Here is a 25,093-nt window from a genome sequence, read left to right as displayed (position 1 = left end):
AGGTCAGCCCTTCAAACTGCCGGCCATGACGCCTTTGATCAGATGACGTTGCAGGACGACGAACACGATCAGGACCGGGATCGCCGCCACGGTGCTTGCCGCGAGCAACTGGCCCCAGACGCTGGTCCAGTCCGCGCCGAGCTGGCCCGAGCGGATGTTCTGGGCCAGCGCCGAGAGCATCACCTGCAGGGTCTGGTGCTGCTCGTCGTTCACCGCGACCACCGGCCAGACGAAGTCGTTGTAGATGTTGATGAAGGTCAGTACGCCGAGCGCCGCCAGGCCCGGGCGGATCACCGGCAGCACGATGCTGGTGAAGATCCGCAGCTCACCGGCGCCGTCGACGCGGGCCGCGTCGAGCAGTTCGTCCGGGATCGCCAGGATCACCTGCCGCATCCAGAACACCCCGAACGCGTCGATCGCACCGGGCAGGATCAGCGCCTGGAACGTGCTCACCCAGCCGAGCTGGCTCATCTCCAGCAGCAGCGGGATCAGCAGTACGAGCGTCGGCAGCATGAGCGTGGTCAGTACGGTGGCGAAGAGCAGCCGCTTGCCCGGGAACACGTACTTCGCGAACGCGAATCCCGCCATCGGGCAGAACAGCATCGTCAGGGCGCCCTTGACCAGGACGACGATCGCGGTGTTCCGGAAGCCGGTGCCGATCGGGATCGTGTCCAGCATCGAACGGAAGTTCGCCAGCGTCAGCTGACCCGGATCGAAGCTGAACGGGCTCGAGATGATGTCCGCGCCGGGCTTCAGCGACGAGACCGCCATCCAGAGCAGCGGCGCAAGACTGACGACGCCTGCCAACGTCAGCAGCCCGTACCGCCCCACCTCCCCGAGCCGCGCCCCGCCCGACCGCGCAGGTTGTTTCATGAGTCCTCCCTCGAGCGCAGTAGCCGGATTGACGCGAGTGACAGCGCGAGCACCATGACCACGAGCAGCATCGAGTTCGCGGCCCCGAGTCCGAGGTCGGAGTTCGTGATGTGCTTGTAGAGATAAAGCCCCGCGGTCCTGGTCGCGTTGAACGGTCCACCGCCGGTCACGACGTACGGCTCCGCGAACAACTGGAAGACGGTCAGCGTGCCGATCACGACGACGAAGCTCAGCGTGCGCGTCACCAGCGGCACGGTGATCGACCAGAACTGGTGCCAGGCGCCGGCGCCGTCGATCGTCGCGGCCTCGTAGACCTCCGAGGGGATTGTCGACAATCCGGCCATCAGCAAGATCACGGCGTACCCGGTTGTTCGCCACAGCACGAGCAGGGCGACCGTGACCTTGGCGCCGGCGGAGGTTGTCAACCAGCCGATTGCAGGCAATCCGATTGCCGACAATCCGTGGTTCACCGCACCGAAGTCCTTGTCGAACAGGATGATCCACACCTGCGCCATCGCTACCAGCGGCGTCACGAACGGCGCGATCAGCGCGGCGCTGAAGACGCCACGGAACCTTGCCTTGCGCAACGCGACCGCGATCGTCAGTGCGAGCAGCACCTGCGCCGGTACGACGAGAAGCCAGAGCACACCCGACGTCGCCATCGACTGCCAGAAGTCCGGGCTGGTCAGCAGATACCGGTAGTTGGCGAGCCCGATGATCTTCAGCGCTCCGGCGCCGTGCCAGTTGGTGAAGCTCAACTGCAGGGCGAAGAAGATCGGATAAGCGCTGAACGCGGCGAAGACGAGGACGAACGGCGCGACGAACAGGTACGGCGCGACCGGGACCCGACGCCGCCGTACCCGCTGAGCGGCCCGCCGGGCCGTCGTCGCTTCGGTGAGAGTCGCCATTCAGCTGGGACCCATCAGGTTCTTCTGGATCTGCGTCGCCGAGGTCTTGAGCACCTCGTCGGGACTCATCTGGCCGGCGAGCAACTTCTGTACGTTCACGCCGAAGTAGTCGACGGCTTTCCCCCACCAGGTGGGAATCGTGTACCCGCCTGGTACCTGCTTACCCGCCTCGACGGCAACCTTCCACAGGTCCTGACCACCGAGCGCCTCGAGCGGCTTGAACAGCGGGGCGGCAGGATCGAGCGCCGGCAGGTACGACGGGATCGAGGTATTCAGCCCGCCCGGATACACCGAGTTCGGCCCGTAGACCGTGGTGTAGCCGGATTTGCTGAAGACCAGATGCTCGTACAACCGCCAGGCCAGCTCGGGGTTCTTCGCCTTGGCCGGGATGACGAACGACGAGCCGCCCATCACCCCCGCCCGTGCACCGCCGGCCTGCCACGCGGGAAGCGCCATCGCGCGCCATTTACCCTTGCTTGCCTTCAGCAACTGCTGCGGTGCGAACACGAACCACTGCGCCCACGGTACGAACACCTGGGTGCCGTTGTCCTGCGTCTGCAGATCCGTCGGCTGGGTGTACTTCGCGAGCGTGCCCAACTGCCCGGACCGCACCTTGTCCAGCCAGGTCAGCGCGTTCCGGTACGGGTCGGAGTCGATGGTGAGCTTGCCGTCGGCATCGACCATCGCACCGCCCTGCTGGTTCGCGAACATGTCGATCCACAGCTGCCCGAGGAACTGGTCATTCTCGAGGTGGATCGGCTTCGCCTGCGGGAACTTCTCCCGGACGGTACGGGCGGCGTCGAGCAGATTGTCGAATGTCAACAATCCGGCAGGATCGACACCCGCCTGGGTGACGATGTCCTCGCGGTAGAACAGCAGGCCGGGGTCCAGGTCCCACGGCACCGCGACGATCTTCCCGTCGACGGTCACCACACCGAGCTTGTACGGCGCGATGTCCGGCCTGTACTGCTCGATCAGCCCGCTGAGGTCGTACAGGTGCGGTGCGACGCCGGTGAGCAATGCGTCGTCGTAGAACGCGCCGTCCGGCACGCCGGCACCGCTGATCAAGGTCGCCGGGAGCTTGGCGTTGACGTCGACCGCCACATGGTTGACCTTCACCTGCGGGTACTTCGCCGTGAACGACGCGATCGCCTTGTCGAACACCTTGTAGAGGTCGCCGGTGCGATCCCAGATGGTGATCTCGCCGGACGGTGGTTTGGTCACGCTGCTGCTCGGCAGCGACTTGCTCCCGGTGGTACTGCCCGGCGCGCACGCGCCGAGACCTCCGGCGACCAGCGCGGCGCCGGCGCCACGGAACAGGCTGCGGCGTGAAAGGAGATTGGTCATGTTGTGTTCCCTCATGACTTCCGCGATGCTTGCAACGTTGCAAGTGGTGTTGGAGACGCTAAGCTTGCAACGTTGCAAGTGTCAAGACTTCACATCAGTCGCCGTCCATGGGAACGAGGTGCAGGGTGGCCGCCACACTCCGCGAGGTCGCCGAGCGGGCCGGCGTCTCGGTCCGGACGGTGTCGAACGTCGTCAACGACTTCCCGCAGGTCGCGCCGGAGACCAGGGCCCGGGTCCAGCGCGTACTCGACGAGCTCGGGTACCAGCCGAACGCGGTCGCCCGGACCCTGAGGAACGGCCGCTCCGGCCTGATCGCCCTGGTCCTGCCCGAGCTCGACGTACCGTACTTCGCCGAGCTCACCCGGGCCGTGATCGAGCAGGCGGCGGCCGCCGGGTACACGGTCGTCGTCGACCAGACCGACGGCGACCCGGTCCGCGAGCGGGAGCTGGTGATGCGGGGCAACCGGGCGGCGATGTTCGACGGGCTGATCTTCAACCCGCTCGCCCTCGGCGGCGCCGACCTGCGCAACCGGCCGTCGTCCGCACCGGTCGTCCTGCTCGGTGAACGCGTCCTCGAGGGCGGGCTCGATCACATCATGATCGACAACGTCGGCGCCGCCGAGCTAGCGACCCGTCATCTGATCGAGCTCGGCCGGCAGCGGATCGCCGCGATCGGCGACCAGTTCGACGAGACCCGGCAGACCGGCCGGCTGCGGACACAGGGGTACCGCGCGGCGCTGCAGGCGGCCGGACGCGAGGTCGTCCCGGAGTTGGTCCGCCCCACCGAGTTCTTCCACCGCGCCGACGGCGCGTCCGCGATGTCCGACCTGCTCGCCCTCCCCCAGCCGCCCGACGCGGTCTTCTGCTACAACGACCTGCTCGCGCTCGGCGCGCTCCGTACCATCCTCAGCCACGGCCTCCGGGTCCCCGACGACATCGCGCTGGTCGGCTTCGACGACATCGAGGACGGCCGCTACAGCACCCCGAGCCTCACCACGATCAGCCCGGACAAGACCCAGATCGCCAGGAACGCCGTACGTCTGCTCCTCAACCGACTCGACGGCGACCGCTCCGACCCCACCGAACTCCCCGCCGACTACACCCTCGAGATCCGCGAAAGCACCACCGGCTAGGCCTGGAGGCGGGTCGTGGAGACGGCGCAGGGGTCGCACCAGAAGCCGAAGACGAGGATGTTGGACAGACCAACGGTGGTCGCGGCCAGGAAGGGCATGAAGCGGCCGCACTCCGGGCAGATCGGGTGGGTCTCCGGCATCGGCCAGCGCGGGAGGCCGCCGATCTGGTGGTGATCCGTCGTGGGTACGGCGGGCATCGTGACGCCGGTCTGGTTCGGGTGCAGCGTCAGCACCATGGAGCGTTCGTCGGTGGAGGTCGCTGGGCCTTGCGGGTTGAAGTAGACCGTCGTACCCGCATCGGTGAAGCGCGTCACGATGACGTCGACCTCGTCGCATTCACACGCGAACCAGAAGAAGGACGGATCGTGGCTCAGGTCGTACGGCAGGTCTTCGGCGGACAACGTGAGGACGCGCGTGGCCGGCGTACCGCAGTCGACACACAGGGGCGCCTCGCCCGGATACGTCCCGCCGATCAGGTGGTTGCTCGCGCCCTTGCCCGCCACGAACCCCATGAACGCCGGTCGGGATCCGGCCGGACGGTCGCTGTCCGGCATCCGCCCGGCCAGCGGCATCAGCCACTCCCAGTGCTCGGGGTCCACCACGTCGTCCCGAACGGACGCGATGAGGTCCGCGGCGTGATCGGTGCGAATCAGGGCGAGCTTCCACAAATCGGCGATGTCCCGCTCGTTCTTCCACTGATCCAGCAGCGCATCCGCAACGTCGTCACCGGCACCGGACAACGTGGCCTGCCTGATCAGTGCGTCATCGGTCGTCTCCTCGAACGGTCGAAGCCGGTCGGGAAAGTACGTCGCGATGGCGAAGAGCACCGAGGAGTACGGCGTACTCTCGCCAAGCTCAGCGTGATGATCGCGAACGATCCGATCCACCAGCTCTCCCGGCAACCAGGGCACCAACCGCGCGGCAGCAGGCGCAAGGTCAGGCACCTCCAGCAACCGTTCCGCTGCGCGCGTCTTCTCCGCCTCCGCACCTGGGATCCGCTGGAGGTACGAGGCGACGTATTCCGCGATCGCCCGATCGTCCGTCGCAACCAAACACTCGACCGCCGCGCCCGGCCCACGTTCCGTCAGCAGTGCCGTGATCCGCGTGTCCCGCTCCCGAACCGTCAACCCCGCATCAACCGCAACACGCTCAACCAGCTCGAGCACCCGGACTCCTCACACCAGCGGACACAGCCGCAGATTGTTGCAGCACCCGGGTCCACCGCGGAAGGCGATTCGGTCGTCATGGCTGGATCCAGCCGATATAGCCACCGGAGAGGTCCTGGGCGCGGATGATCCAGGCGCGGAACACCGGGCCGACCGCAGACGACGGGTGACCGAGATCGTCGGGCGACACCAGCCGCAGTACTCCGGTGCGCAGGTCGCGCAGCCAGACGTTGGGCACCGGGTCGACATCGATCCCAAGCCAACTGATCGGGATGACGCGGCTACTTCGGATGGCGGGTGCGGAAGGTGGCCTTTTTCGACAGGTTGCCGCAGGTGTCCATCGAGCACCAGCGGCGGGTTCCGGGGCGGGAGTTGTCGAGGAAGATCGCGCCGCAGTCGGGGTTCGCGCAGTCGCGGATCCGGTCGAGCGCGGCCGGGGACGTGACCAGATCCAGGACATCCCGGGCGGCCAGGGCGAGGACGGCGGTCACCGGATCGTCAGCCTGCCACTGCAGTTCACCCACCGAGTCCAGCCGAGGCTGCGGCACCGGCTCGGCCGCCGCGCGGTTGACCCGGTTGCGGGCAGCCCGGGAAGCGCTCGCAACACCATCCGTCGCTCGAGCCGCGGCGAGCAGTTCGTAGATGCTCTCGCGCAACGCCTGCGCCTGACCAACCTGCGCCTGCGTCGGTACGTCGCCGGCCTTCGGCGCCACCGATCCGAGTTGCCTCACCCAGGCGGCCAGCGCCACTCCGTCAGGCAACTCCTCCGCAACCTCCGGCGTACCACGCAGCCGCAAGGTACGGACGAAGTCGAGGCACAGCCGTCCGGCACCCTGGCGGAATCGTTGCTCCATGAGCCCACTCTATCCGAGAACCGGTTTGACTGGTACCGTCGGGAACCAGTCAAACCGGTTCCAGGGAGATGTCATGCGAAGGTCCCTGCTCGTACTCCTCGCGACCGCATGCGGTGCCGGCGTCGCGAACGTGTATTTCCCGCAGGCCATCACGCCGCTGATCGCGCGCGGCCTGAACGTCGGCGCGGCGACGGCCGCATTGGTGCCAACGGCAACACAGTTCGGGTACGCCGTCGGCATCGCCTTGCTTGTGCCGCTCGGCGACCGGCTCGTCCATCGGCGTTTCGTGGCCGGGCTGTTTGCTGTCACGACTGTCGCTCTGGTCGTCGCCGGTTCGGCGCCGGGTCTGCCGGTGCTCCTTGGCGCTGCGGTCGTCGTCGGGATGGCCACCGTCGTACCGCAGGTGCTACTCCCGTTCGCGGCGACGCTTGTCGCGCCGGAGCGTCGTGGCGCGGTGACCGGGTTGCTGTTGTCGGGACTGCTCGCGGGAATCCTGCTGGCTCGGGCGTTCGGTGGGCTGCTTGGGGACTGGCTTGGGTGGCGAGCGCCGTACCTGGTGAGCTCGGTACTGGCTGCGACGCTGGCCGTGATCCTTGCCAGGATGCTGCCGGCAACGACACCGTCTTCGCGGGACAGCTACCTGGCGTTGCTCGGCTGGCCGGTACGGCTGTTCCTGAGGGAGCCGGAGCTGCGGAGGTCGTGCCTGTACCAGGGGTTGATGTTCGGCGGGTTCACTGCCGCCTGGACGAGCCTTGCGTTGTTGATCACGGGGCCGACGTACGAACTGAGCGCGAGCGTCGTCGGGTTGATCGCGTTGGTCGGCGCCGCGAGCGCATTCGCCACGGCCTGGGCCGGTCGGCAGGCTGACCGCCGCGGGCCTGATGTGGTCAATGTCGTCAGCTTCCTCGGAGCACTTGTTGCCGCCGCGGTGCTGACCGCCGCCACGGCACGTGGAGTCGTCGGCCTGGTTGCCGTTGCCCTAGGCATGCTTCTGCTCGACGTCGCCGTTCAGACCGGCCAGGTCGCGAACCAGACGCGGATCTTCGCCCTGCGCCCCGAGATGCGCAGCCGGCTGAACACTGCGTACATGACCGTGGCGTTCCTCGGCGGCACAATCGGCTCCTGGGTCGGAGTCCGCGCATACCTCCGATTCGGATGGCTAAGCATCCCCACTCTCATCGCCGTACTAGCCCTCGCCGCACTGACGCGCATCAAGCCTGGACGCGAGCGTCACCCCGTCGGCCAGTCGAGGTTCTCCGCGCGCCGACTGTCGAGATAGGCCGCCAGCGCCAGTGCGGTCAGGTCCTGGTGGTGGGGTACGGCGAGTTGGGCGCCGATGGGTAGTCCTGTTGTTGACAATCCGACGTTTACGGTCGTTGCGGGGTGGTGGGACATGTTGTAGGGGACGGTGAAGGCTATGTGTTCGAAGGGCTTTGACGGGTTGTCGGTGGGGTAGGCGAGTTCGGCGGGGAAGGCTGTGATGGGGGCTACTGGCGACAGGATGACGTCGTACTGCGTGAAGACCTGGGTGACGGCGGCCGCCATCGCGCCCATTTGGGTGTAGCCGTGGAAGACGTCGGATGCGGTGAGGTCGGTCGCGGTGGAGACCCATTGGCGGATCTGGGGCAGGACCTTGGCACGGCGTTCTTCGGGGAGGGCGGCGATGTCGGTGGCGGAGCGGATGCGCCAGAAGCGGTCGAGGCCGTCGAGCATTTCGCGGGTGATGATCGGCGGGATCGGGTCGACGATCGCGCCCGCCTGCTCGAGGAGTGCGGCCGCGGACGAGACGGCTGCGGTGACGTCGGGGTCGATCGGGAGACCTACACCGGCGTCGAGCAGCAGCGCGACCCGGAGGCCTTTCAGCTGTACGTCGAACACGTCCGAGGCCAAAGGCAAAGACGTGTAGTCGCGCGGGTCGTAACCCTGCATGACCGTCAACGCCAGCGCAGCGTCGCCCGCCGTACGGGTGAGGGGGCCGATCGCGCGACCGGCGTACGGGTTGCCGACGGCGATCCGGCCGTGCGTGGGTTTGAGGCCGACCAGGCCGCACCACCCGGCGGGCAGGCGGATCGACCCGCCGATGTCCGTGCCGACGTGGATCGGCCCGTACCCGGCGGCGGCCGCGGCGGAAGCGCCCGCGCTCGATCCGCCGGCCGTCTTCGACAGGTCCCACGGATTGCGGGTCAAGCGGTGGAACGTCGACACCCCGGACGACAACATCCCGTACTCCGGCATCGTCGTCTTGCTGAAGATCACCGCTCCGGCCGCCCGCAACCGTGCCGCTGCGGGTGCGTCCTCGGCGGCGGGTACGAGCGTGGTGGCCGCGGTTCCTTGCGGTACGGGCGTTCCGCGTGTCGCGATGTTCTCCTTGATCGTTACCGGTACGCCGTCCAGCGCACCCGCCGTACCGTCCCGCCACCGTTGCTCCGACTCGTGCGCCGCCGCCCGTGCGCCGTCGGGGTCCAACGCGTACAGCGCGCACAGGTGAGGTTCGAGCGCGGCCACCCGGTCGAGGACGTCGGAGATGACCTCGACGGGTGACACCGAGCCGTCGCGGTACTTCGTCAGCAGTTCGGTTGCGGTCAGATCGGCGAGACTCATCTACGGCTCCATCCGGTCAGTTCGGTGGTTCGAAGCGGCCGTCGACCGCGGTCCAGCCGCCGTCGACCGCGAGGACACTGCCGGTCACGAAGCTCGCCGCGTCCGACGCCAGGTACACGACCGCCCCGGCGAGTTCGGAAGGCTGGGCCCAGCGACCGAGCGCGCCCTTCTGCGCGTACGCCTCGTACCAGGCCGGATCGGCTTTGATCTGTGCGGTCAGCGGGGTCTCGACGACGCCCGGCGCGATCGCGTTCGCGCGGACGCCGGACGGCCCGAGTTCGGCGGCGGCGGTCCGGAGCAGCTGGACGAGTCCGGCTTTTGTTGCCGCGTACACCGATTGCCCCGGCTCGACCGTCGTACCGCGGATCGAGCTGAAGCCGATGATGCTGCCGCTCCCCCGCTCCGCCATGCCCTTCCCGAACGCGCGGATCAGCTGGAACGAGGCCCGCAGGTTCAGCGCCACCACCCGGTCGAACTCCTCGCCCGTGTAGTCCAGGATCCGCTTCCGTACGTTCGTCGCCGCGGTGAACACGAGCACATCCACAGGATCCAGGTCCGCCACAGCACGTTCGATCGCCACGTCGTCGAGCACATCCAGCTCGTACGCCGTCATCCCACCATCAGAGACAGAGGCGACGGCGGCTGTTTGCTGGGCGGTAGTCAGGTCGCGGTCGGCGCAGGTTACTCGGGCGCCGTGGGCGGCGAGGGCGAGGGCGCTCTCGCGACCGATGCCGCTGCCCGCGCCGATCACCAGCACGTGCTTCCCGTCGAGGCGGAAGAGCTTCGCGTAGTCCATCGGTTCACCTTTCACGGGCGCGGGCGGATGATGGCCATCCGGGTCGTCGTGAGTTCCTCGATGGCGAAGCGTGGGCCTTCGCGGCCGGTACCGGAGTCCTTCACGCCGCCGTACGGCATCACGTCGGACCGGAACCCGGGTACGTCGTTGATCACCACTCCCCCGACGTCGAGCCGGTCGATCGCGGCGAACGCGGTGTCGAGCGACGACGTGAACACGCTCGCGTGCAGCCCGTACCGCGTCTCGTTCACGGCCTGCAGCGCACTGTCCACGTCGGGCACCGACCGTACGGCGATCACCGGCCCGAAGATCTCCTCGTCCCACGCCGGCAGGCCGTCCGGTACGTCGGTCAGCACGATCGGACCGAGCACATCACCAGGAGCCTCGTACGCGATCGATCCGCCTGCACGTACCGCGTCCCCGACCCAATTGCGGACCCGGTCCGTCGAGGCCGGGTTGATCAACGCGGACACCCGCGTCTCCGGATCCCGCGGATCACCGACCACCACGCCAGGAAGCCGCGCAACCAGCTTCTCCAGCAGGACATCTCGAACCGACGAGACAGCGATCACGCGTTGTACCGAGATGCAGGCCTGACCGGACGCGTAGTACCCGCCGCGTACGATCGCGTCCGCGGCCGCATCCAGATCGGCGTCCTCGGCAACGACCAGCGCCGAGTTCGACCCGAGCTCGAGCAGTACCTTCGTCGGTGCCGCGTCCCGCGCGATCCGATGCCCGACGGCAGCCGATCCGGTGAACGACACCGCACCGATCCGCGGGTCCGTGGTCAACGCGGCACCCACCTCCGGCCCGCCCGTCACCACCTGCAACGCGCTCGAAGGTGCACCCGCGTCGGCCAACGCCGACCGCATCACGTGCGCGAGCCACAGGGTCGCAAGCGGCGTCTGAGGCGCTGGCTTCACGATGATCGGACAACCGGCCGCGAACGCCGGCGCGATTTTATGGGCCGCCAGCAACAACGGGTAGTTGAACCCGGTGATCCCGACCACGACGCCGATCGGCTTCCGGACCCAGAAACCCTGCAAACCTTCACCACTGGGCAACAGATCGAGCGGCACTGTCTCGCCGTGCAGCCGCGCGACCTCCTCCGCCGACGTCTGCAGCGTGAGCAAGGTCCGGTCGATCTCCACCCGGCAGTCGACCAGCGGCTTCCCGGTCTCCAGCACCAGCAGATCCACGAACGCGTCCCGCTCGGCCAGGACGGCCGAATGCACGTCCTGCAAGACTTTCCGGCGTACGTACGACGGAAGCCGCCCGACCGTTTCCCGTACGGCGAGCGCGCTGTCGAGGGCCGTCCGCGCGATCGCGGCATCCCCGACCGGTGCATCGGCGACCGGCGTACCGTCGTACGGGAAGATCACCGGTGCCGTGGCCGCCGGCTCGATCCACGACTCGCCGATCGGCAGGCCGGCTGGGAACTTCATGCGGGATCTCCCTTCGCGAGCAGGTCGGACGTGGTCGCGCCGGACAGCGCGCGCTGCAGGGTCGGGATCGCCGACACCAGGCGCTGCGTGTACGGATGCTGCGGGGCGGCGTACACGTCGCCGGTGTAGCCGGTCTCGACGATCTCGCCGGCGTTCATCACGGCGACGCGGTCGCAGACGTGCTTGACGACGGACAGGTCGTGGGAGACGAACACCAGTGTCAGGTCGAGTTCGTCGACCAGGTCGGAGATCAGGTTCAGGACCTGGGCGCGGACCGAGACGTCGAGCGCGCTGACCGGTTCGTCGGCGATCAGGATCCGCGGGCGTGGGGCGAGCGCGCGGGCGATCGAGATGCGCTGCCGCTGTCCGCCGGAGAACTGGTGCGGGTAGCGGTCACCGGCGTCCGCGGCGAGGCCGACGGCTTCGAGAAGTTCACGGACGCGCTGGCCGGAGGCCGGATGTCCTTGTACTACGAGGGGTTCGGCGATGATGTCGCGGACCCGCATCCGTGGGTCAAGTGAGCTCATCGGGTCCTGGAAGACGAGCTGCAGGTTCTCCCGGAGGGGTCGCAGGCGGCGTTCCGGGAGGTGGGTGATGTCGGTGCCTTCGACGATCACGTGTCCCGAGGTGGCCCGGTCGAGGGCGGCGATGATGCGGAGCAGGGTGGACTTTCCGCAGCCCGATTCGCCGACGATGCCGAACCGCTCGCCCTGCTTGACCTCGAGGCTGACGCCGCGGAGCGCGTGCACCACGGGAGCTGGTCTGACCAGTGACGTCCGCGGGCGCGGGTAGTCGCGGAAGAGGTCCACCACCTGGATCGCAGTCGGGGTCTCCAGCTCGTGCGTCGTCGGGACGTGCTCAGGCATCAGCGACCTCCACCGGGTGGTGACAGGCGAACCCGCGCGTCTCCGCCCCGGTCCACGCCGGTGTCTCCTCGCACAGCGCGGTCGCGTACGCGCAGCGGGTACGGAACACGCAGCCGGACGGGAACGTGCCCGCGGACGGGACGTTGCCCGGGATCGTGGTCAGTCGACGTGCGGCCGTATCCAGGTCCGAGGCGGCGAGGAGACCTTGCGTGTACCGGTGCCGCGGCCGCGTGAACACCTCGGCGACAGGACCCGCCTCCACGACGCGTCCGCCGTACATCACCAGCACGCGCTCACAAACGGTGGCGACCACCGCGAGGTCGTGGGTGATGAAGAGCAGCGCGGACGAACGATCGACCACGCCGCGCACGATCAGGTCGAGGACGAGCGCCTGGACCGTGACGTCGAGCGCGGTCGTCGGTTCGTCGCAGATCAGCAACGCGGGATCGTTGGCGAGGGCAAGGGAAAGTACGACTCGTTGCCGTTGGCCACCGGACAGCTGGTGCGGGTACGCGCGGAGCGTTTCCGCGGGCAACTGCATCCGTTCCAGCAGTTGGGCGGCCGCCGTACGAGCCGCTGGTTTGGCCAACGTCTTGTGGATCAGCATCGCCTCGGTCAGCTGGTCGCCGATCCGCATCGTCGGGTTCAGCGCGGTCATCGGCTCCTGGAAGACCATCGCGATGTCGCGACCGCGGACGCGCGACATCCGTCGTTCGTCCGCACCGACCAGTTCGTGGTCGACACCGTGGAGGCGTACCGATCCGCCCGCCCGGACGTCCTCCGGCAGGAGTCCGAGAATGCTCAGCGCGGTCAGCGACTTGCCCGACCCCGACTCCCCGATCAGCCCGACCCGCTCCCCCGCGCCGACCGTCAGGTCCACGTCCGACACCAGGGTCGTGTCCCGCACCGAGACCGACAACCCGCGCACGGTCAGTACGTCGTTCACCGCCGGTCCTCCAGCTTCGGATCGAAGCGGTCGCGCAGACCGTCGCCCAACAGGTTGAACCCGAGCACGGCGATCGCGATCGCCACGCCGGGGAAGATCGCCAGCCGCGGAGCACTGAACAGGAACTCCTGGCTCTCCTGCAGCATCCGCCCCCACGACGGCGTCGGCGGCGGAGTGCCGTACCCGAGGAACGACAGCGCGGCCTCTGCCAGTACCGCGATCGCGAACGACACCGACGCCTGCACGGTGATCAGACTTGTCACGTTCGGCAACACATGCCGTACGGCGATCGGCCACGGCCGGCGCCCCGCCGCACGGGCCGCGAGGATGTACTCGGTCCGCATCACCTGCAGCGCCCCGCTGCGGATCACCCGCGCGAAGCTCGGCACCGAAGCGATGCCGATGGCAACCATCGCGGTCAGCGTGCTGGCGCCGAACACCGCGCCGAACATGATTGCCAGCAGCAACGCCGGGAACGCGAGCAGCAGATCGTTGCCGCGCATCACGAGCTCCGAGGCCCACCGCCGCGTCATCGCGGCCAGGATCCCGAGCGGTACGCCGATGACGGCGGCGACGCCGACCGCGACGACGCCGACGAACAACGTCGTACGGGAACCGACCATGATCTGGCTGAGCACGTCCCGGCCGAACTTGTCGGTGCCGAACCAGTGCGACCAGGACGGCTTCAGCAGCCGCGATGCCGGGGTGACGAGGGTGGCGTCGTACGGCGTCCAGACGAACGAGATCAGCGCCATCAGCACGATCACGCCGACGATCACGGCGCCGACGATCAGGCTCGGGTTGCGGCGCCTCATGCTGCCGTCCGCAGCCGCGGGTCGAGGGCGACGTACAGGACGTCGACCAGGAAGTTGACGAGCAGAACTGCCAGCACCAGGACCATCACGACGTCTTGGACCAGGAGCAGGTCGCGGTTGGACACGCCGTCCAGGAGCAGGCTGCCCAGGCCGGGGATCACGAAGACGCGTTCGACGACGACCGCACCGATCAGCAGCGTGGCCAACTGCAACCCCAGCACCGTGACCACCGGCACAGCGGCGTTGCGTAGACCGTGTTTCCACAGGGCTTGGAAGGGGCGAAGGCCTTTCGCGCGGGCGGTGCGGAGGTAGTCCTCGCGCAACACATCCAGTACGGCGCTGCGGACGTAGCGGGTGAGGACAGCGCCTTGGACCAGACCGAGGGACAGCGCGGGGAGGATCAGCTGTTTGACGAACATCGCCGGGTCCTGGGCGGGTGGGGTCCAGCCGTTCGCGGGGAGCCAGCCGAGTTTGACCGCGAACACCACGATCAGCAGGATGCCCGCGAGGAACGCCGGGACCGCGACGCCGAGCTGCGAGAACGCCGACAACGCCAGCCCGGAGACCTGACGGTGGCGCGCCGCCATCACCGTCCCGGCCGGGGCTGCGACGAGCAGCGCGACGATCATGCCGGCGACGACCAGCCACAGCGTGACCTGGAGCCGGTCGAACACCTGCGGCCCGATCGCGACCTTCGACACGTACGACGTGCCGAGGTCGCCGCGCAGCAGTCCGCCGACCCAGTCGAAGTACTGCGTCGGCAGCGGGCGGTCGAGGCCGAACTGCCGCCGCAGCTCGGCCACCGCCTGGTCGGAGGCGTTCACGCCCAGGGCCACCCGGGCCGGGTCGCCGGGCAGGATCACCATGAACGCGAAGACGAGCACCGTGCTCACCGCGAGGCTGACCAAGAACACGGCGGTGCGCTCGATCAGGCGGAGGATCATCGGCTCAGCTGGGACAGGTCGAAGGCCTCGGTGATCGCGTTGGTCGGCAGCCCCTTGATGTCCTTGTCCGCGACCATCAGGTTCGGCAGCAGGAACAGCCAGTCGCCCGCGGCCTGCTCGGAGATCCGCCGCGCCGCCTTCTTCATGTCCGCGATCTGCGTGGCCTCGTCGCCCGCGTCGGCCGCGGCCAGGTCGGCCTGCAGCGTCGGGTCGTCGTACCGGGTGTAGTACTTCGGGTTGAAGACCGCACCCAGGTCGCGCGGCTCGACGTGCGCGATGATCGACATGTCGTAGTCGGCGTTCTTGAACACCGTCGTCAGCCAGGCCGCCGGGAACTCGAGCTGGTCGATCTGCACCTTCAGCCCGGCCTGCTCCAGGTCGCTCTTCACCACCTGGCCGCAAGAGGTTGCGTACGGCAACGTCGGGAGCCGGAGCCGGAGCGTCTTGCCCGCCGCACCGGATGCCTGCAGCAACGACTTCGCCTTGGCCAGGTCGTACGGCGCGACGCCGGTCAGGTCCTCGTACCACGGGTCGGTCGGCGGGACCATGCTGCCGATCAGCTTGCCGCGGCCGGCCCAGCAGGTGTCGAGCAGCGCCTTGTGGTCGATCGCCATCCGGATCGCCTGCCGGGTCCGGAGGTCCTTGAACACGGGCCGCGAGTTGTTGAACGACAGCAGCACCTCGCCGTTGGTCGTCCCCTCGATCACCTGGTACTTCGAGTTGCTGGTGAACTGGCTCAGCGCCTCGGGTGCCTGCACCGTACCGACCACGTTGATCGTGCCGGTGAGCAAGGCGTTGTTCAGCGCGGTCGCGTCCTTGAAGTACTTCAGCGTGATCTGCTGGAAGAACGGCTTCGAACCCCAGTAGTTGTCGTTGCGGACCAGGACGATCGAGTCGCCGCGGTTCCACTTCGAGAACTTGAACGGGCCGGTGCCGACCGGGTCGGTGGCGAGCGCGCTGACGCCGCTCTCGGAGAACATCGCGCCGATCCGCGTGGTCATCCGGAACAGCCAGTCGTCACTGGGCCTGGCCAGCGTGACCTGCAACTGCGTCGGCGACAGCGCCTTGGCGTCGGCGACCACGTCCATCGCGCCCTTCAGCGAGATCGTCCAGGCAGTCTTGACGCGGTTGACGCTGAACACCGCGTCGCTCGCGGTGAACTGCTTGCCGTTGGTGAACTTCGCGTTGTCGACCAGGTCGAACGTGTACGTCTTGTGGTCCGGCGACACCTTCCACGACTTCGCCAGGGACGGCACGATCTTGCCGGAGTCGTCCTGTTTGACCAGCGTCTCGTAGACGTTGCCGAGCAACGCCTGCGGGATCGCGGCCCCGTCGGTGGTGGTGAAGTCCAGGCTGGCCGGCTCCGCGACCAGTCCGATCGCCAGCTTCTGTTCACCACCCGGCGAGCTGCCGGACGACGTACTGGATCCGGCCGAGCACGCGGTGAGCGCCAGGACTGCTGCAGCGGCGACTGCGACCGCACGGATGGAAACCTTCACGAGAACTCCTCCAGTGCCTCGAGCTGTCGCCGCATTCTGACCGCCTACACGTCCGAGCCCGCCTCCGGCCACGCCGGTACGGCAGACTTCGCCGTCCGGCTGTGACTGGTCAGACCAGTGGACTAGGTATCAGTGGTCCACTAGGTTTGTCGCAGCACACCGCTCTGTCAAGGCGATTGGGGTGCATGAGATGGCAAAGAGCCCGCAGTTCCAGCCGGTGCAACCCGTGCGCGCCTACCAGCGGATCGTCGAGCAGGTCGAGGACGCGCTGGCGCGCGGCGACCTGGCGCCCGGGCAGCGGCTGCCGAGCGAGCGGGAACTGGTCGCCCAGTTCGCGGTCAGCCGGTCGACCGTGCGCGAGGCGCTGCGAGTGCTGGAGAGCAACGGCGTGGTCCGGTCCCGGCCCGGTGACCCGAACGGCCCGGAGATCCTGCCGTACTCGTCGTCCGCCCTGCGCAAGCAGGTCGCCCGGCTGGCCCGCGTCGACGAGCTCGGCCTGGGCGAGCTGATCGGGTTCCGGATGATCATGGACGGCGCCGCGATCCAGGTCGCGTCCCGGCTGCGCACCCCCGAGGAGCTGGACGAGCTCGAGGCGACGCTGGTCGCGATGCGGGACGCGATCGAGATCGACTTCGACGCGTTCAGCGAGGCCGACCTGGCCTTCCACGAGCTGATCGCGCGGATCAGCCGGAACTCGCTGATCCAGACCTGCAACGAGGTTGTCCGCGGCGTCGTCCTCAGCCTGATCTCGGACAAGATCGCGCACGCCCCGAACAGCCGGGCACTGATGCTCGAGTCCCTGCACCATCACGCCGAGGTGGTCGACGCGATCCGGGCAGGCAACGGCCACGCCGCGGCCCGGATCGCCCGGCAGAACATGTTCGACTACTACGCCGGGTACGTGCCCGACTCCGAACAGGAAACCCTGCGCGCACTCGTAGAGGACTGAGGAATCCCGTGGCATTCTGACGGGATCGGTTCACTGGGGTGGGGGGCACCGCGTGAGCAAACCTGCGATTGTCACGGTCGACGACGACCCGATGGTCTCGGCGGCGATCTCGCGCGACCTGCGCCGCCGCTACGGCGACGACTACCTGGTGGTCCGCGCCACCTCGGGTGCCCAGGCGCTCGCCGCGCTGACCAAACTCGCCCTGCGCAACCAGCCGATCGCGCTGATCGCGACCGACCAGCGGATGCCCGGGATGACCGGGATCGAGCTGCTCGAACGCGCCCGCGAACACGCCGGTGGTGCGAAGTACCTGCTGCTGACCGCGTACGCCGACACCGACGTCGCGATCCGCGCGATCAACGAGATCGGCCTCGACTACTACCTGCTCAAACCGTGGGACCCGCCCGAAGACCAGCTGTTCCCGGTCGTCGACGACCTGCTCGAGGACTGGCAGCACGCCAACCCCGAACACAGCTCCGACGTCCGGATCGTCGGCAACCGCTGGTCCGACCGCGCCCACGAGATCAAGACGTTCCTGGCCCGCAACCACGTTCCGTACCGCTGGTACGACGTCGAGCGCGACGCCGAAGGGCTGCGCCTCCAGGAACTCGCCGAGGCCTCCGACAACGATCTCCCGCTGGTACTGGTCCCGGACGGCGACACGCTCCGCTCCCCCACCGCCCTCGACCTCGCCTCCGCCCTCGGGCTGCGTACGCGGGCCGAGCAGCCGTTGTACGACGTGTGCATCGTCGGCGGCGGTCCGGCCGGCCTGGCCGCCGGCGTCTACGCCGCGTCCGAAGGCCTCAGCACCGTGATCGTCGAACGCGAGGCCCCCGGAGGTCAGGCCGGGCTGAGCGCCGCGATCGAGAACTACCTCGGCTTCCCGCGTGGTCTGACCGGTTCGGACCTCGCGCAGCGCGCCGTCGCCCAGGCGTCCCGGTTCGGCGCCGAGATGGTGCTCGCGCGCTCGGTCGTCGGGCTCGAGTCGCGCGGCCCCGTACACGCCGTACTGCTGGAGGGATCCGGTGAGATCGAGGCGCGGGCACTGATCGTCGCGACCGGCGTCTCGTACCGCAGCCTCGACGTCGAAGGACTTGCCGGCCTCACCGGCCGCGGCGTGTACTACGGCGCCACCGCCAGCGAGGCCAGTCAGGTGCAGGACGACGAGGTGTACATCGTCGGCGCCGCCAACTCGGCCGGCCAGGCGGCCCTCAACCTGGCCCGGTACGCGAAACGCGTCGTCCTGCTCGTCCGCGGCGAACGGCTGGAGAACTCGATGTCGCGGTACCTCGTCGACAAGATCAGCTCAGCCGCCAATATCGAGGTGCGGTGCCGCACCGAGGTGGTCGGCTGCCGCGGCGACGGGCATCTCGAGGCCCTGACGCTGGCCGACCGCACGTCTGGCCAGGTCGAGGAGGTGCTCGCCAGTTGGCTGTTCGTCTTCGCCGGCGCGATCCCGCGGACCGAGTGGCTCGGCGACTCCGTCGTACGGGACACGCTGGGTTTCGTGGTGACCGGGCCGGACCTGGTCGCCCAGCAACGCTGGCCGCTGCCCCGGCCGCCGTACGCGCTGGAGACCAGCGTGCCGGGTGTGTTCGCGGCCGGCGACGTACGGCTGGACTCGATGAAACGCGTCGCCTCCGCGGTCGGTGAGGGCGCCATGTCGATCTATCTCGTCCACCGCTACCTTGCGACCGTCTGATGGACGCCGCCGACCTGCGCGAGATTCCGTTGTTCGCCGGGGTGACCGACGCGCAACTGGAGGAGCTGATCGCGGGCAGCAGCGAGGTGCCGATCGAGCCCGGCGCCGACCTGTTCCACGAAGGCGAACCGGCCGACTTCTGGTGGGTCCTCGTCGACGGGGCGATCACGCTGCACCGCAAGATCGGCCGCGAGGACACCGTGATGGGCAAGATGGACGTCCCGGGCCGCTGGGCCGGCGGGTTCCGGGCGTGGGACGAGCACGGGTTGTACCTCGCCAGCGGCCGCGGCCTCGCCGCCGGACGGGTACTGCGGGTACCGGCCGACGTACTGCGGGACCGGATCGACGACTGGTTCCCGCTCGCGGGCCACCTGATCAAGGGCGTGTACGGGACCGCGCGGGCGATCGAGTCGACCACCCGGCAGCGCGAATCGCTGATCACGCTCGGCACGCTGGCGGCCGGGCTCGCGCACGAGATCAACAACCCCGCCGCGGCCGCGACCCGTTCGGTCAGTGCGCTCGACGGCGCGTGCGTCACGCTGCTGTCGGCGTTGCGCGGGCTCGCGGAGGGCGACGTGTCGGCCGCCCAGTTCAGTGTGCTCGACGAACTGCGGCTCGAGCTCGGCCGGAGTACGGCGGCACCGGATCCCGTCGACCTCGCCGACCACGAGAACACGATCGCGGACTGGCTCGACGACCACGAAGTCGAACGGTCCTGGTTCATCGCACCGCCGCTCGCGGCGGCCGGTGCCGACGTGAAGTGGTGCGAGCGGGTCGCCGTCGTCCTCGGAACCGCGCTCGGCTCCGGACTGGAGTGGGTGGCCAGCACGATCGCCGCGGCGACGCTGATCGGCGAGGTCAAGGAGTCGACCCGCCGGATCTCCGAACTGGTGGCCGCGGTCCGCTCGTACTCGCAGCTGGACCGCGGTTCGATCCAGACGATCGACGTCACCGAGGGCATCGAGAGCACGCTCGTGATGCTCGGGCACAAGCTCCGCGACGGCGTCGAGGTGGTCCGCGCGTACGGTGACGTACCGCGCATCGACGCGTACGCAGGCGAACTGAATCAGGTCTGGACGAACCTGATCGACAACGCGGTCGACGCCATGGACGGCGCTGGCACGCTCCGGATCAGCACCCGCACCGACGGCGACCGGATCGTCGTCGAATTCACCGACTCCGGCGCCGGAATGCCGCCGGAGGTCGCGGGCCGCGCGTTCGAGCCGTTCTACACGACCAAGGACGTCGGCAAGGGCACCGGACTCGGTCTCGACATCGCGCTACGGATCGTCGCCGAACACCACGGCGGGACGATCGGCATCACGTCCCGCCCGGGCGAAACCACGCTCCAGGTCCGGCTGCCGCGGCAACCGGCCGGCTGATCAGGTGTCGTGCTCGAGGACGCGGACCCGCGAGACCTTGAGCAGTTTGCGGGCCTTCGCGGTCCAGTCGGAGCAGACGAACGCGGCCGCGGTCTCCGGCCAGGCGACCACCACGACCTCCTGACTGCCGGTGGACTTCACCATCTGCATCAGCGCCAGCAACACCTCACCGTGCGTGATGGAGACGTGGACCTGGTAGCCGCTGGCAACCCGGAGCCGACGTGAGCTGTGCTCGATCACGGAAGCCAGATCGACCGCGGGATCGGCGAGTGTTGCCGTCGGCGTTCGACTTGCCAACGGTGGACCGACCCGCGCCGACGGTGCCGTCGCGGAACCGGTCACCGACGCCGAAGCAGTCAGACCGGCCACGTCCTCGAACGTCGAGCCGAGCAACGCCATCGGACCGCCCAGCCCGCTCTCCGGATGACTGGAGACCAGCAGGTGGTAGTCGACGGCTTCCTCGCGCTTCGAGTGCAGGGCGGCAACGCGGCGCGCGTCGCCCTCGCTCATCTCGCGCTCGATGAGCACCACCACGTCGTACGTCATTCGTGGCTCCCTTCGCCAATTCCGTTGTACTCCTGGCCGGGAGCGCACCAAAGCACCGGGCGCGCGTCCGTCACGGAATTGTCAAAAACCTTTCAGGCTCCTGCCAGACACGCCCGAACGAAGGGTCAGGACACGCGCAGGCCCGCCCGCGCCCGGGTGTCGGGGGCAAGCACCGCAAGCAGGTGCGGCGCATCGATCAACGCGACACTCGCACCGTCCAGCAGACGTGGATGCAAGGCGTACACTTCGGCACCCGGCCGGGTCGCGACGTCTCCGGAGAGCACGGCAACGAAATCCGCACCGGCCGCCGCGTCGGAGTCCCAACTCCGGTCCGGTTCCAGTCGCGCGGTCACCCGGCGCGCGTGCGCCGCGAGCTCCTCGCCCGCGCCGCGCCGGTAGCCGACCACGGATCCGTCCGCGCAGCGGACCGCGATCTCGTCGGTGCGGGCCGCGGCATGCCAGCAGCAGATCTCCCACAGGCTCGCGCGGTCGCCCGATCCGTGGACCTCCTCCAGCGTCGCGGACATCAGCCCGAGCTGACCGGCGTACCGCCGGATGCTGTGGCCGTACCCCGCGGCGCCGAGGTTCACGTCGTACCAGCGGAGTTCCTTGGTGTGTAGGTCGACGCCGAACGGCAGCAAGATCTTCGCCGGACCGGCCAGGTCGAACCGGTCCTCCACGGCGGCCGGGTCGAACAGCCCCGACGGTTGCCGCAGCACCCCGACGAATCCACGCTCGAGCTCGTCGAACGGTACGTCGTTGTAGCTGAACACCACCGGCAACAGGTACCGCCCGCCGACCCGGCGCACCGCCCGCAGGTCGATGTCCACGAACTCCGTCGAACCGCCGGGCGCCGGCGCGGACGTGAGGTCGCCGGAGTGCACCAGCGCGTCCTCGTCGAACCGCAGCCGGGTGTAGTCGCACAATCCGACGAAGGCCCATTCCTCGTCGAACACCGCTACCGACAAATCCAGATCGATCCGCCGCTCACCCGGCTGCACCCAGTGCAGGAACAACCGCAGCAGGTCGTCCTGCGGGATCGATGCCGCGCTCCCCCGGGTCATCCGCAACAGGCTCGCGGACGCATTCCGCTCCGAACCGGGCGCGGCCAGCCGGACCAGTTCCTCGTCCAGGAAGGCCCGCCGCCACCGCGGCAATCCCGTTGCCCTACGCAACATTTCACCGGTGAGCACGGCGGACAGTTCGGCGGCGAGCGCGGCAGGTAACGGTTCGCGGTCGTCGACCGACGTCCAGATCCGGGCCGTCCCGCCGCGCGGGAAGAACAGGCGCAGATCGCCCGGCGGCGTGCGGACTTGCCCTAGCGCCGCGGTGATGACGGCCGGCGACACATCCGAGACGGCAGTCGTCAACGCGTCGACGAGCGCCGCGTGGTGGTCCGGCTCGAGCGCCCGGGCCAGTTGCACCAGGCGCCGTACCAGCTCGCCTGGACGCTGGCGCAGCAGGTCGAGCGCCTGGTCCGGACGGCCTTGTGCGAAAGAGCTTTCGACGCGCGACCCGTACGTGGTGAGCACCGGTCGCCCGTGGTCGAGCCGCACCAACGGATGCCGCGACACCTCCCCCGCCACCGCACGCCCGGCCGCGGTGCCGAGGTCGAGCTCCGTACGGCGCAGGATCGCGAATGCCAGCGCGGCGACCGGGAATCTCGACGCGAACTCGAACGGGTGCAGGTTCTCCGCGATCCGCTTCCAGGCCCGCTCGTGCCGGAACAGGTCCTCGACCAACAACTCCACGGGCATCCGGTCCAGCCGCCGCAGCAGCAACCGTCGAGTTGCCCGGGGCAACGACTTCCGGCGCGCGGGCGGCATACGCAGCCCCGGGTCGGCGTCCATCAGCGCGTAGATCAGCCGCAGTACGTCGGTCGCGGTCTCGGCGCGGTCGATCAGGTCCGGGTCGTCGGCCAGGAAGTATGCGAGGACGAGCGCCTTGGTCTCGCGTACCGGGATGTCGTCGGGCAGCCAGGCGGAGCTCGCGCTGGTGAGCAGGATCTTCAGATCCGCACGATCCTTCGCGGACAACGGGGCGCGGCGGAACAGCAGCGACTCGATCGTCTGACGTACTGAGTCGGCGGTGGCCAACGCGAGCAGACGCAGCCGCTCCGAGCGAACGTGGGCAGGCTGGTCCTCTTGTAAGGACGGCTTCAGGAACGGGTCGTCGGGGTCGATGCGCTGCAGGCACAGCGGACACGCGCTGAAGTCGGAGCCGTCCCAACAGGTACGACAAACCAGGTGCGCACACGGCGACACCGCGTGGACGGAGGCCGTGTCACCACAGAGCACACAGGGCTGCTCAGGCTCCTGCAGCAGCCGTGCGAAGACCCTGTTCACGTAGAAGGTCTCAGTATCGCGAGGCACGCTCTCCGGGAAGCCACGGAACAGCGGCGTGTGCTTGACGTCGAAACCGGACTCCGCGTCCAGCAGGTCCAGCAGCGCTTGGCCGAATCCGGCCAGGGCAGGAGCCGACAGCGAAGCGCAGTGCCGGTAAAGGCCGACCGAGAGCAGGAGGCCCCGTTGGATCAGGTCGGCCTGCAAGGCGGACAGACCCGCCTGGATCGTCAACGGACGACGCAGCCATTGCCACGCGGAGCGCCGGACCGGAGGAGTCAGCGCCGCGGCGTCGACCAGCCGCCGGCGACGCAGCAGCACGGCCGCTGTTGGATCCGGCATGGGCGTCTCCCGTGAGCGTTCAGGATGAAGGCGCCAGGGGCGGAGAGCGGACGCGCTACTTGCATGGTGAAGGAGAAGGAAGCACGTCCAGGAGCCGCCCCTGGCACTGAGAACGCTACCGGTCGCCGCCGACAGTTTCCGGGGACCTGGCTGACAAAGAAGAGCTCCGGTGGCAGGGTCGGGGCCGCCCCGCCCAGACCCCGCCACCGGAGAACACCAGAGTAGAACGTTCATCCAAATCTCGCGCCACCGGGTCCCGATCTGGCCGAGATTTGGCACTGATGCGCCGCAGGCAAACCCTTGAATCATGGATTTGATCACGTTCAGGAGGTGTCGGACCACGGATTGTGGTTAACGTTCGAGGTATGGGCAGTGGGGTGGTCCAGCGTGCGCGCTGGCGTGAGGTGTTCGGGCATGCCGAGTTCAGGGCGTTGTTCCTGGCCGGGTTGCTCTCGGTGGCAGGCGACCAGATCGCCCGCGTAGCGCTGTCGGTCCTGGTCTTCGACCGCACCACCTCGGCCGGACTGACCGCGTTGACCTACGCGCTCACCTACATCCCCGACCTCCTCTTCGGCCCGTTGCTGGCCGGCATCGCCGACCGTCACCCGCGCCGCACTGTGATGATCGTCACGGACGTCGCCCGAGCCATTCTCGTTGCCTGCATGGCGATTCACGCGCTTCCGCTGATCGTCGTGATCGTGCTGCTGCTGGCACTCCAGGCATTCGGTTCGCCGTTCAACGCGGCACGGGCAGCAACCCTGCCCGCCGTACTCCCGGGTGATCACTACGTGCTCGGCAAGGCCGCGAACGACATGGTCGTCCAGTTCAGCCAGGTCTTGGGCTTCGGTTTCGGTGGCGCGGTCGTGGTCGCCGTCGGTACGTCGGGCGGCCTCCTGCTGGACGCGGTCACGTTCCTGCTGTCAGCCGCTCTGGTCGCCTTCGGCGTGGAACGCAGGCCTGCGCCGGGCGCTGGCACGGATTCGCCACCCTCGAACTACTTCCGCGATCTCGCCGACGGCGTGTCCCTGGTCGCCCGGACGCCGAAACTCCGGACGCTCGTACTGCTCGCGACGGTCGCCGGCTTCTACGTGACCGTCGAGGGTCTCGCCGTTCCGTACGCACACGAGATCGGCCACGGCACCAGCGCCGCGGGCCTCCTGCTCGCCGCCAGCCCGGCCGGCGCCGTCCTCGGCATGTGGCTCATCACCAAGTGGGAACCCGAACAGCGGCTACGCCTGCTCGGGCCGCTGGCGATCCTGGCGTGCGTACCACTGGTCTTCAGCTTCAGCGGGCCGAACCTCCCGATCACCGTGGCGCTGTGGGCGTTGTCCGGACTGGCGTCGGCGTACCACCTGCCGACAAGTGCGGCGTTCGTCCAGGCGGTCCCGGACGGCCGCCGCGGCCAGGCTTTCGGGGTCGCCAGTACCGCGCTGAAAGGCAGTCAGGGCATCGGGATCCTGCTCGCCGGACTCCTTGCCGACCGTTGGTCCCCGACCGTCGCGCTGGGCACGATGGGGGCCGCCGGTACCTGCGTCGCCCTCCTGGCGGGCAGTGCCTGGGCACGTGCCCGCCGGGCCGGGACCGGCGCGGCCGAAACAAGCGCCGGATGAGCCGCCGGAGATCCGCGCAAATACCTC

General features: G+C 68.6%; 22 protein-coding genes. 6 read left to right on the top strand and 16 right to left on the bottom strand.

The window, feature by feature from the left end; genetic code table 11:
- Positions 1-3 precede the first annotated feature (3 nt).
- The 3 genes from ACZ5BU_RS20860 to ACZ5BU_RS20850 are packed head-to-tail and all read right to left on the bottom strand — an operon-like array spanning position 4 to position 3,128.
- Entirely contained in the window at positions 4-873 is an 870-nt protein-coding gene (locus ACZ5BU_RS20860; protein ID WP_465701156.1) for a carbohydrate ABC transporter permease, read from the bottom strand.
- Positions 870-1,781 (bottom strand): carbohydrate ABC transporter permease, encoded by a 912-nt coding sequence (locus ACZ5BU_RS20855; protein WP_465701155.1) that lies wholly within the window; start codon positions 1,779-1,781, stop codon positions 870-872. The genes ACZ5BU_RS20860 and ACZ5BU_RS20855 overlap by 4 nt, the downstream gene beginning before the upstream one ends.
- Positions 1,782-3,128 carry an ABC transporter substrate-binding protein gene (locus ACZ5BU_RS20850; protein ID WP_465701153.1) on the bottom strand — a complete coding sequence of 449 codons (1,347 nt, stop codon included), beginning with the start codon at positions 3,126-3,128 and terminating at the stop codon, positions 1,782-1,784.
- A gap of 125 nt (positions 3,129-3,253) precedes the next feature.
- Here ACZ5BU_RS20850 and ACZ5BU_RS20845 point away from each other — a divergent pair, with 125 nt between their 5' ends.
- Positions 3,254-4,261 (top strand): LacI family DNA-binding transcriptional regulator, encoded by a 1,008-nt coding sequence (locus ACZ5BU_RS20845; protein WP_465701151.1) that lies wholly within the window; start codon positions 3,254-3,256, stop codon positions 4,259-4,261.
- Here ACZ5BU_RS20845 and ACZ5BU_RS20840 read toward each other — a convergent pair.
- The 3 genes from ACZ5BU_RS20840 to ACZ5BU_RS20830 form a co-directional block, all read right to left on the bottom strand.
- Positions 4,258-5,427 (bottom strand): hypothetical protein, encoded by a 1,170-nt coding sequence (locus ACZ5BU_RS20840; RefSeq protein WP_465701149.1) that lies wholly within the window; start codon positions 5,425-5,427, stop codon positions 4,258-4,260. The genes ACZ5BU_RS20845 and ACZ5BU_RS20840 overlap by 4 nt on opposite strands.
- Before the next feature lie 76 nt (positions 5,428-5,503).
- Positions 5,504-5,665 (bottom strand): hypothetical protein, encoded by a 162-nt coding sequence (locus ACZ5BU_RS20835; RefSeq protein ID WP_465701148.1) that lies wholly within the window; start codon positions 5,663-5,665, stop codon positions 5,504-5,506.
- A 43-nt stretch (positions 5,666-5,708) separates the two neighbouring features.
- Positions 5,709-6,281: a CGNR zinc finger domain-containing protein gene (locus ACZ5BU_RS20830; RefSeq protein WP_465701146.1), complete on the bottom strand. Its 573-nt coding sequence runs from the start codon at positions 6,279-6,281 to the stop codon at positions 5,709-5,711.
- 73 nt (positions 6,282-6,354) lie between these two features.
- Here ACZ5BU_RS20830 and ACZ5BU_RS20825 point away from each other — a divergent pair, with 73 nt between their 5' ends.
- Entirely contained in the window at positions 6,355-7,560 is a 1,206-nt protein-coding gene (locus ACZ5BU_RS20825) for an MFS transporter (RefSeq protein ID WP_465701144.1), read from the top strand.
- Here ACZ5BU_RS20825 and ACZ5BU_RS20820 read toward each other — a convergent pair.
- Genes ACZ5BU_RS20820 through ACZ5BU_RS20785 form a run of 8 tightly spaced genes read right to left on the bottom strand, consistent with a single transcriptional unit; the run spans position 7,512 to position 16,193 of the window.
- Entirely contained in the window at positions 7,512-8,882 is a 1,371-nt protein-coding gene (locus tag ACZ5BU_RS20820) for an amidase (protein ID WP_465701142.1), read from the bottom strand. The genes ACZ5BU_RS20825 and ACZ5BU_RS20820 overlap by 49 nt on opposite strands.
- A 16-nt stretch (positions 8,883-8,898) precedes the next feature.
- Positions 8,899-9,678: an SDR family NAD(P)-dependent oxidoreductase gene (locus ACZ5BU_RS20815; protein ID WP_465701140.1), complete on the bottom strand. Its 780-nt coding sequence runs from the start codon at positions 9,676-9,678 to the stop codon at positions 8,899-8,901.
- Positions 9,679-9,689: 11 nt separating this feature from the next.
- The gene (locus ACZ5BU_RS20810) at positions 9,690-11,123 is read right to left on the bottom strand and encodes an aldehyde dehydrogenase family protein (RefSeq protein ID WP_465701138.1); all 1,434 of its coding nucleotides are present in this window, start codon (positions 11,121-11,123) and stop codon (positions 9,690-9,692) included.
- Complete coding sequence (locus ACZ5BU_RS20805) at positions 11,120-11,989, bottom strand: ATP-binding cassette domain-containing protein (protein ID WP_465701136.1); 870 nt, start codon at positions 11,987-11,989, stop codon at positions 11,120-11,122. Before ACZ5BU_RS20805 ends, ACZ5BU_RS20810 begins: the two co-directional genes overlap by 4 nt.
- Entirely contained in the window at positions 11,982-12,935 is a 954-nt protein-coding gene (locus tag ACZ5BU_RS20800) for an ABC transporter ATP-binding protein (RefSeq protein ID WP_465701134.1), read from the bottom strand. Before ACZ5BU_RS20800 ends, ACZ5BU_RS20805 begins: the two co-directional genes overlap by 8 nt.
- Positions 12,932-13,750 carry an ABC transporter permease gene (locus ACZ5BU_RS20795; RefSeq protein WP_465701132.1) on the bottom strand — a complete coding sequence of 273 codons (819 nt, stop codon included), beginning with the start codon at positions 13,748-13,750 and terminating at the stop codon, positions 12,932-12,934. Before ACZ5BU_RS20795 ends, ACZ5BU_RS20800 begins: the two co-directional genes overlap by 4 nt.
- Positions 13,747-14,694 carry an ABC transporter permease gene (locus tag ACZ5BU_RS20790; protein WP_465701131.1) on the bottom strand — a complete coding sequence of 316 codons (948 nt, stop codon included), beginning with the start codon at positions 14,692-14,694 and terminating at the stop codon, positions 13,747-13,749. Before ACZ5BU_RS20790 ends, ACZ5BU_RS20795 begins: the two co-directional genes overlap by 4 nt.
- The gene (locus tag ACZ5BU_RS20785; protein ID WP_465701129.1) at positions 14,691-16,193 is read right to left on the bottom strand and encodes an ABC transporter substrate-binding protein; all 1,503 of its coding nucleotides are present in this window, start codon (positions 16,191-16,193) and stop codon (positions 14,691-14,693) included. The genes ACZ5BU_RS20790 and ACZ5BU_RS20785 overlap by 4 nt, the downstream gene beginning before the upstream one ends.
- A gap of 190 nt (positions 16,194-16,383) precedes the next feature.
- Between ACZ5BU_RS20785 and ACZ5BU_RS20780 the strand changes: the two genes are divergently transcribed.
- Genes ACZ5BU_RS20780 through ACZ5BU_RS20770 form a run of 3 tightly spaced genes read left to right on the top strand, consistent with a single transcriptional unit; the run spans position 16,384 to position 20,226 of the window.
- On the top strand, positions 16,384-17,142 hold the full coding sequence (locus ACZ5BU_RS20780; protein ID WP_465701127.1) for a FadR/GntR family transcriptional regulator: 759 nt from the start codon (positions 16,384-16,386) through the stop codon (positions 17,140-17,142).
- Between the two features lie 52 nt (positions 17,143-17,194).
- A complete protein-coding gene (locus tag ACZ5BU_RS20775; RefSeq protein WP_465701125.1) occupies positions 17,195-18,844 on the top strand; it encodes an FAD-dependent oxidoreductase in 1,650 nt (549 codons plus the stop codon).
- Entirely contained in the window at positions 18,844-20,226 is a 1,383-nt protein-coding gene (locus tag ACZ5BU_RS20770) for a sensor histidine kinase (protein WP_465701123.1), read from the top strand. The genes ACZ5BU_RS20775 and ACZ5BU_RS20770 overlap by 1 nt, the downstream gene beginning before the upstream one ends.
- Here ACZ5BU_RS20770 and ACZ5BU_RS20765 read toward each other — a convergent pair whose 3' ends face one another.
- Positions 20,227-20,772 carry a hypothetical protein gene (locus ACZ5BU_RS20765; RefSeq protein ID WP_465701121.1) on the bottom strand — a complete coding sequence of 182 codons (546 nt, stop codon included), beginning with the start codon at positions 20,770-20,772 and terminating at the stop codon, positions 20,227-20,229.
- A gap of 125 nt (positions 20,773-20,897) precedes the next feature.
- Entirely contained in the window at positions 20,898-23,456 is a 2,559-nt protein-coding gene (locus ACZ5BU_RS20760; protein ID WP_465701119.1) for an MXAN_6230/SCO0854 family RING domain-containing protein, read from the bottom strand.
- Positions 23,457-23,821: 365 nt separating this feature from the next.
- On the opposite strand from ACZ5BU_RS20760, the gene ACZ5BU_RS20755 reads away from it, so the two are divergent.
- Positions 23,822-25,066 (top strand): MFS transporter, encoded by a 1,245-nt coding sequence (locus ACZ5BU_RS20755; RefSeq protein WP_465701118.1) that lies wholly within the window; start codon positions 23,822-23,824, stop codon positions 25,064-25,066.
- The last annotated feature ends 27 nt before the right edge of the window (positions 25,067-25,093 follow it).

Source organism: Kribbella sp. NPDC031520 (genome assembly GCF_055580825.1).
Note: the sequence above shows the minus strand (reverse complement) of the source record. Positions and strands in the feature narration are given on the sequence as shown.

Coding starts and splice junctions, on each gene's coding strand:
- ACZ5BU_RS20820 (WP_465701142.1), bottom strand. CDS start 8,882: ATGAGTCTCGCCGATCTGACCGCAACCGAACTGCTGACGAAGTACCGC.
- ACZ5BU_RS20810 (WP_465701138.1), bottom strand. CDS start 11,123: ATGAAGTTCCCAGCCGGCCTGCCGATCGGCGAGTCGTGGATCGAGCCG.
- ACZ5BU_RS20815 (WP_465701140.1), bottom strand. CDS start 9,678: ATGGACTACGCGAAGCTCTTCCGCCTCGACGGGAAGCACGTGCTGGTG.
- ACZ5BU_RS20825 (WP_465701144.1), top strand. CDS start 6,355: ATGCGAAGGTCCCTGCTCGTACTCCTCGCGACCGCATGCGGTGCCGGC.
- ACZ5BU_RS20795 (WP_465701132.1), bottom strand. CDS start 13,750: ATGAGGCGCCGCAACCCGAGCCTGATCGTCGGCGCCGTGATCGTCGGC.
- ACZ5BU_RS20755 (WP_465701118.1), top strand. CDS start 23,822: ATGGGCAGTGGGGTGGTCCAGCGTGCGCGCTGGCGTGAGGTGTTCGGG.
- ACZ5BU_RS20860 (WP_465701156.1), bottom strand. CDS start 873: ATGAAACAACCTGCGCGGTCGGGCGGGGCGCGGCTCGGGGAGGTGGGG.
- ACZ5BU_RS20790 (WP_465701131.1), bottom strand. CDS start 14,694: ATGATCCTCCGCCTGATCGAGCGCACCGCCGTGTTCTTGGTCAGCCTC.
- ACZ5BU_RS20780 (WP_465701127.1), top strand. CDS start 16,384: ATGGCAAAGAGCCCGCAGTTCCAGCCGGTGCAACCCGTGCGCGCCTAC.
- ACZ5BU_RS20805 (WP_465701136.1), bottom strand. CDS start 11,989: ATGCCTGAGCACGTCCCGACGACGCACGAGCTGGAGACCCCGACTGCG.
- ACZ5BU_RS20770 (WP_465701123.1), top strand. CDS start 18,844: ATGGACGCCGCCGACCTGCGCGAGATTCCGTTGTTCGCCGGGGTGACC.
- ACZ5BU_RS20855 (WP_465701155.1), bottom strand. CDS start 1,781: ATGGCGACTCTCACCGAAGCGACGACGGCCCGGCGGGCCGCTCAGCGG.
- ACZ5BU_RS20830 (WP_465701146.1), bottom strand. CDS start 6,281: ATGGAGCAACGATTCCGCCAGGGTGCCGGACGGCTGTGCCTCGACTTC.
- ACZ5BU_RS20850 (WP_465701153.1), bottom strand. CDS start 3,128: ATGACCAATCTCCTTTCACGCCGCAGCCTGTTCCGTGGCGCCGGCGCC.
- ACZ5BU_RS20760 (WP_465701119.1), bottom strand. CDS start 23,456: ATGCCGGATCCAACAGCGGCCGTGCTGCTGCGTCGCCGGCGGCTGGTC.
- ACZ5BU_RS20765 (WP_465701121.1), bottom strand. CDS start 20,772: ATGACGTACGACGTGGTGGTGCTCATCGAGCGCGAGATGAGCGAGGGC.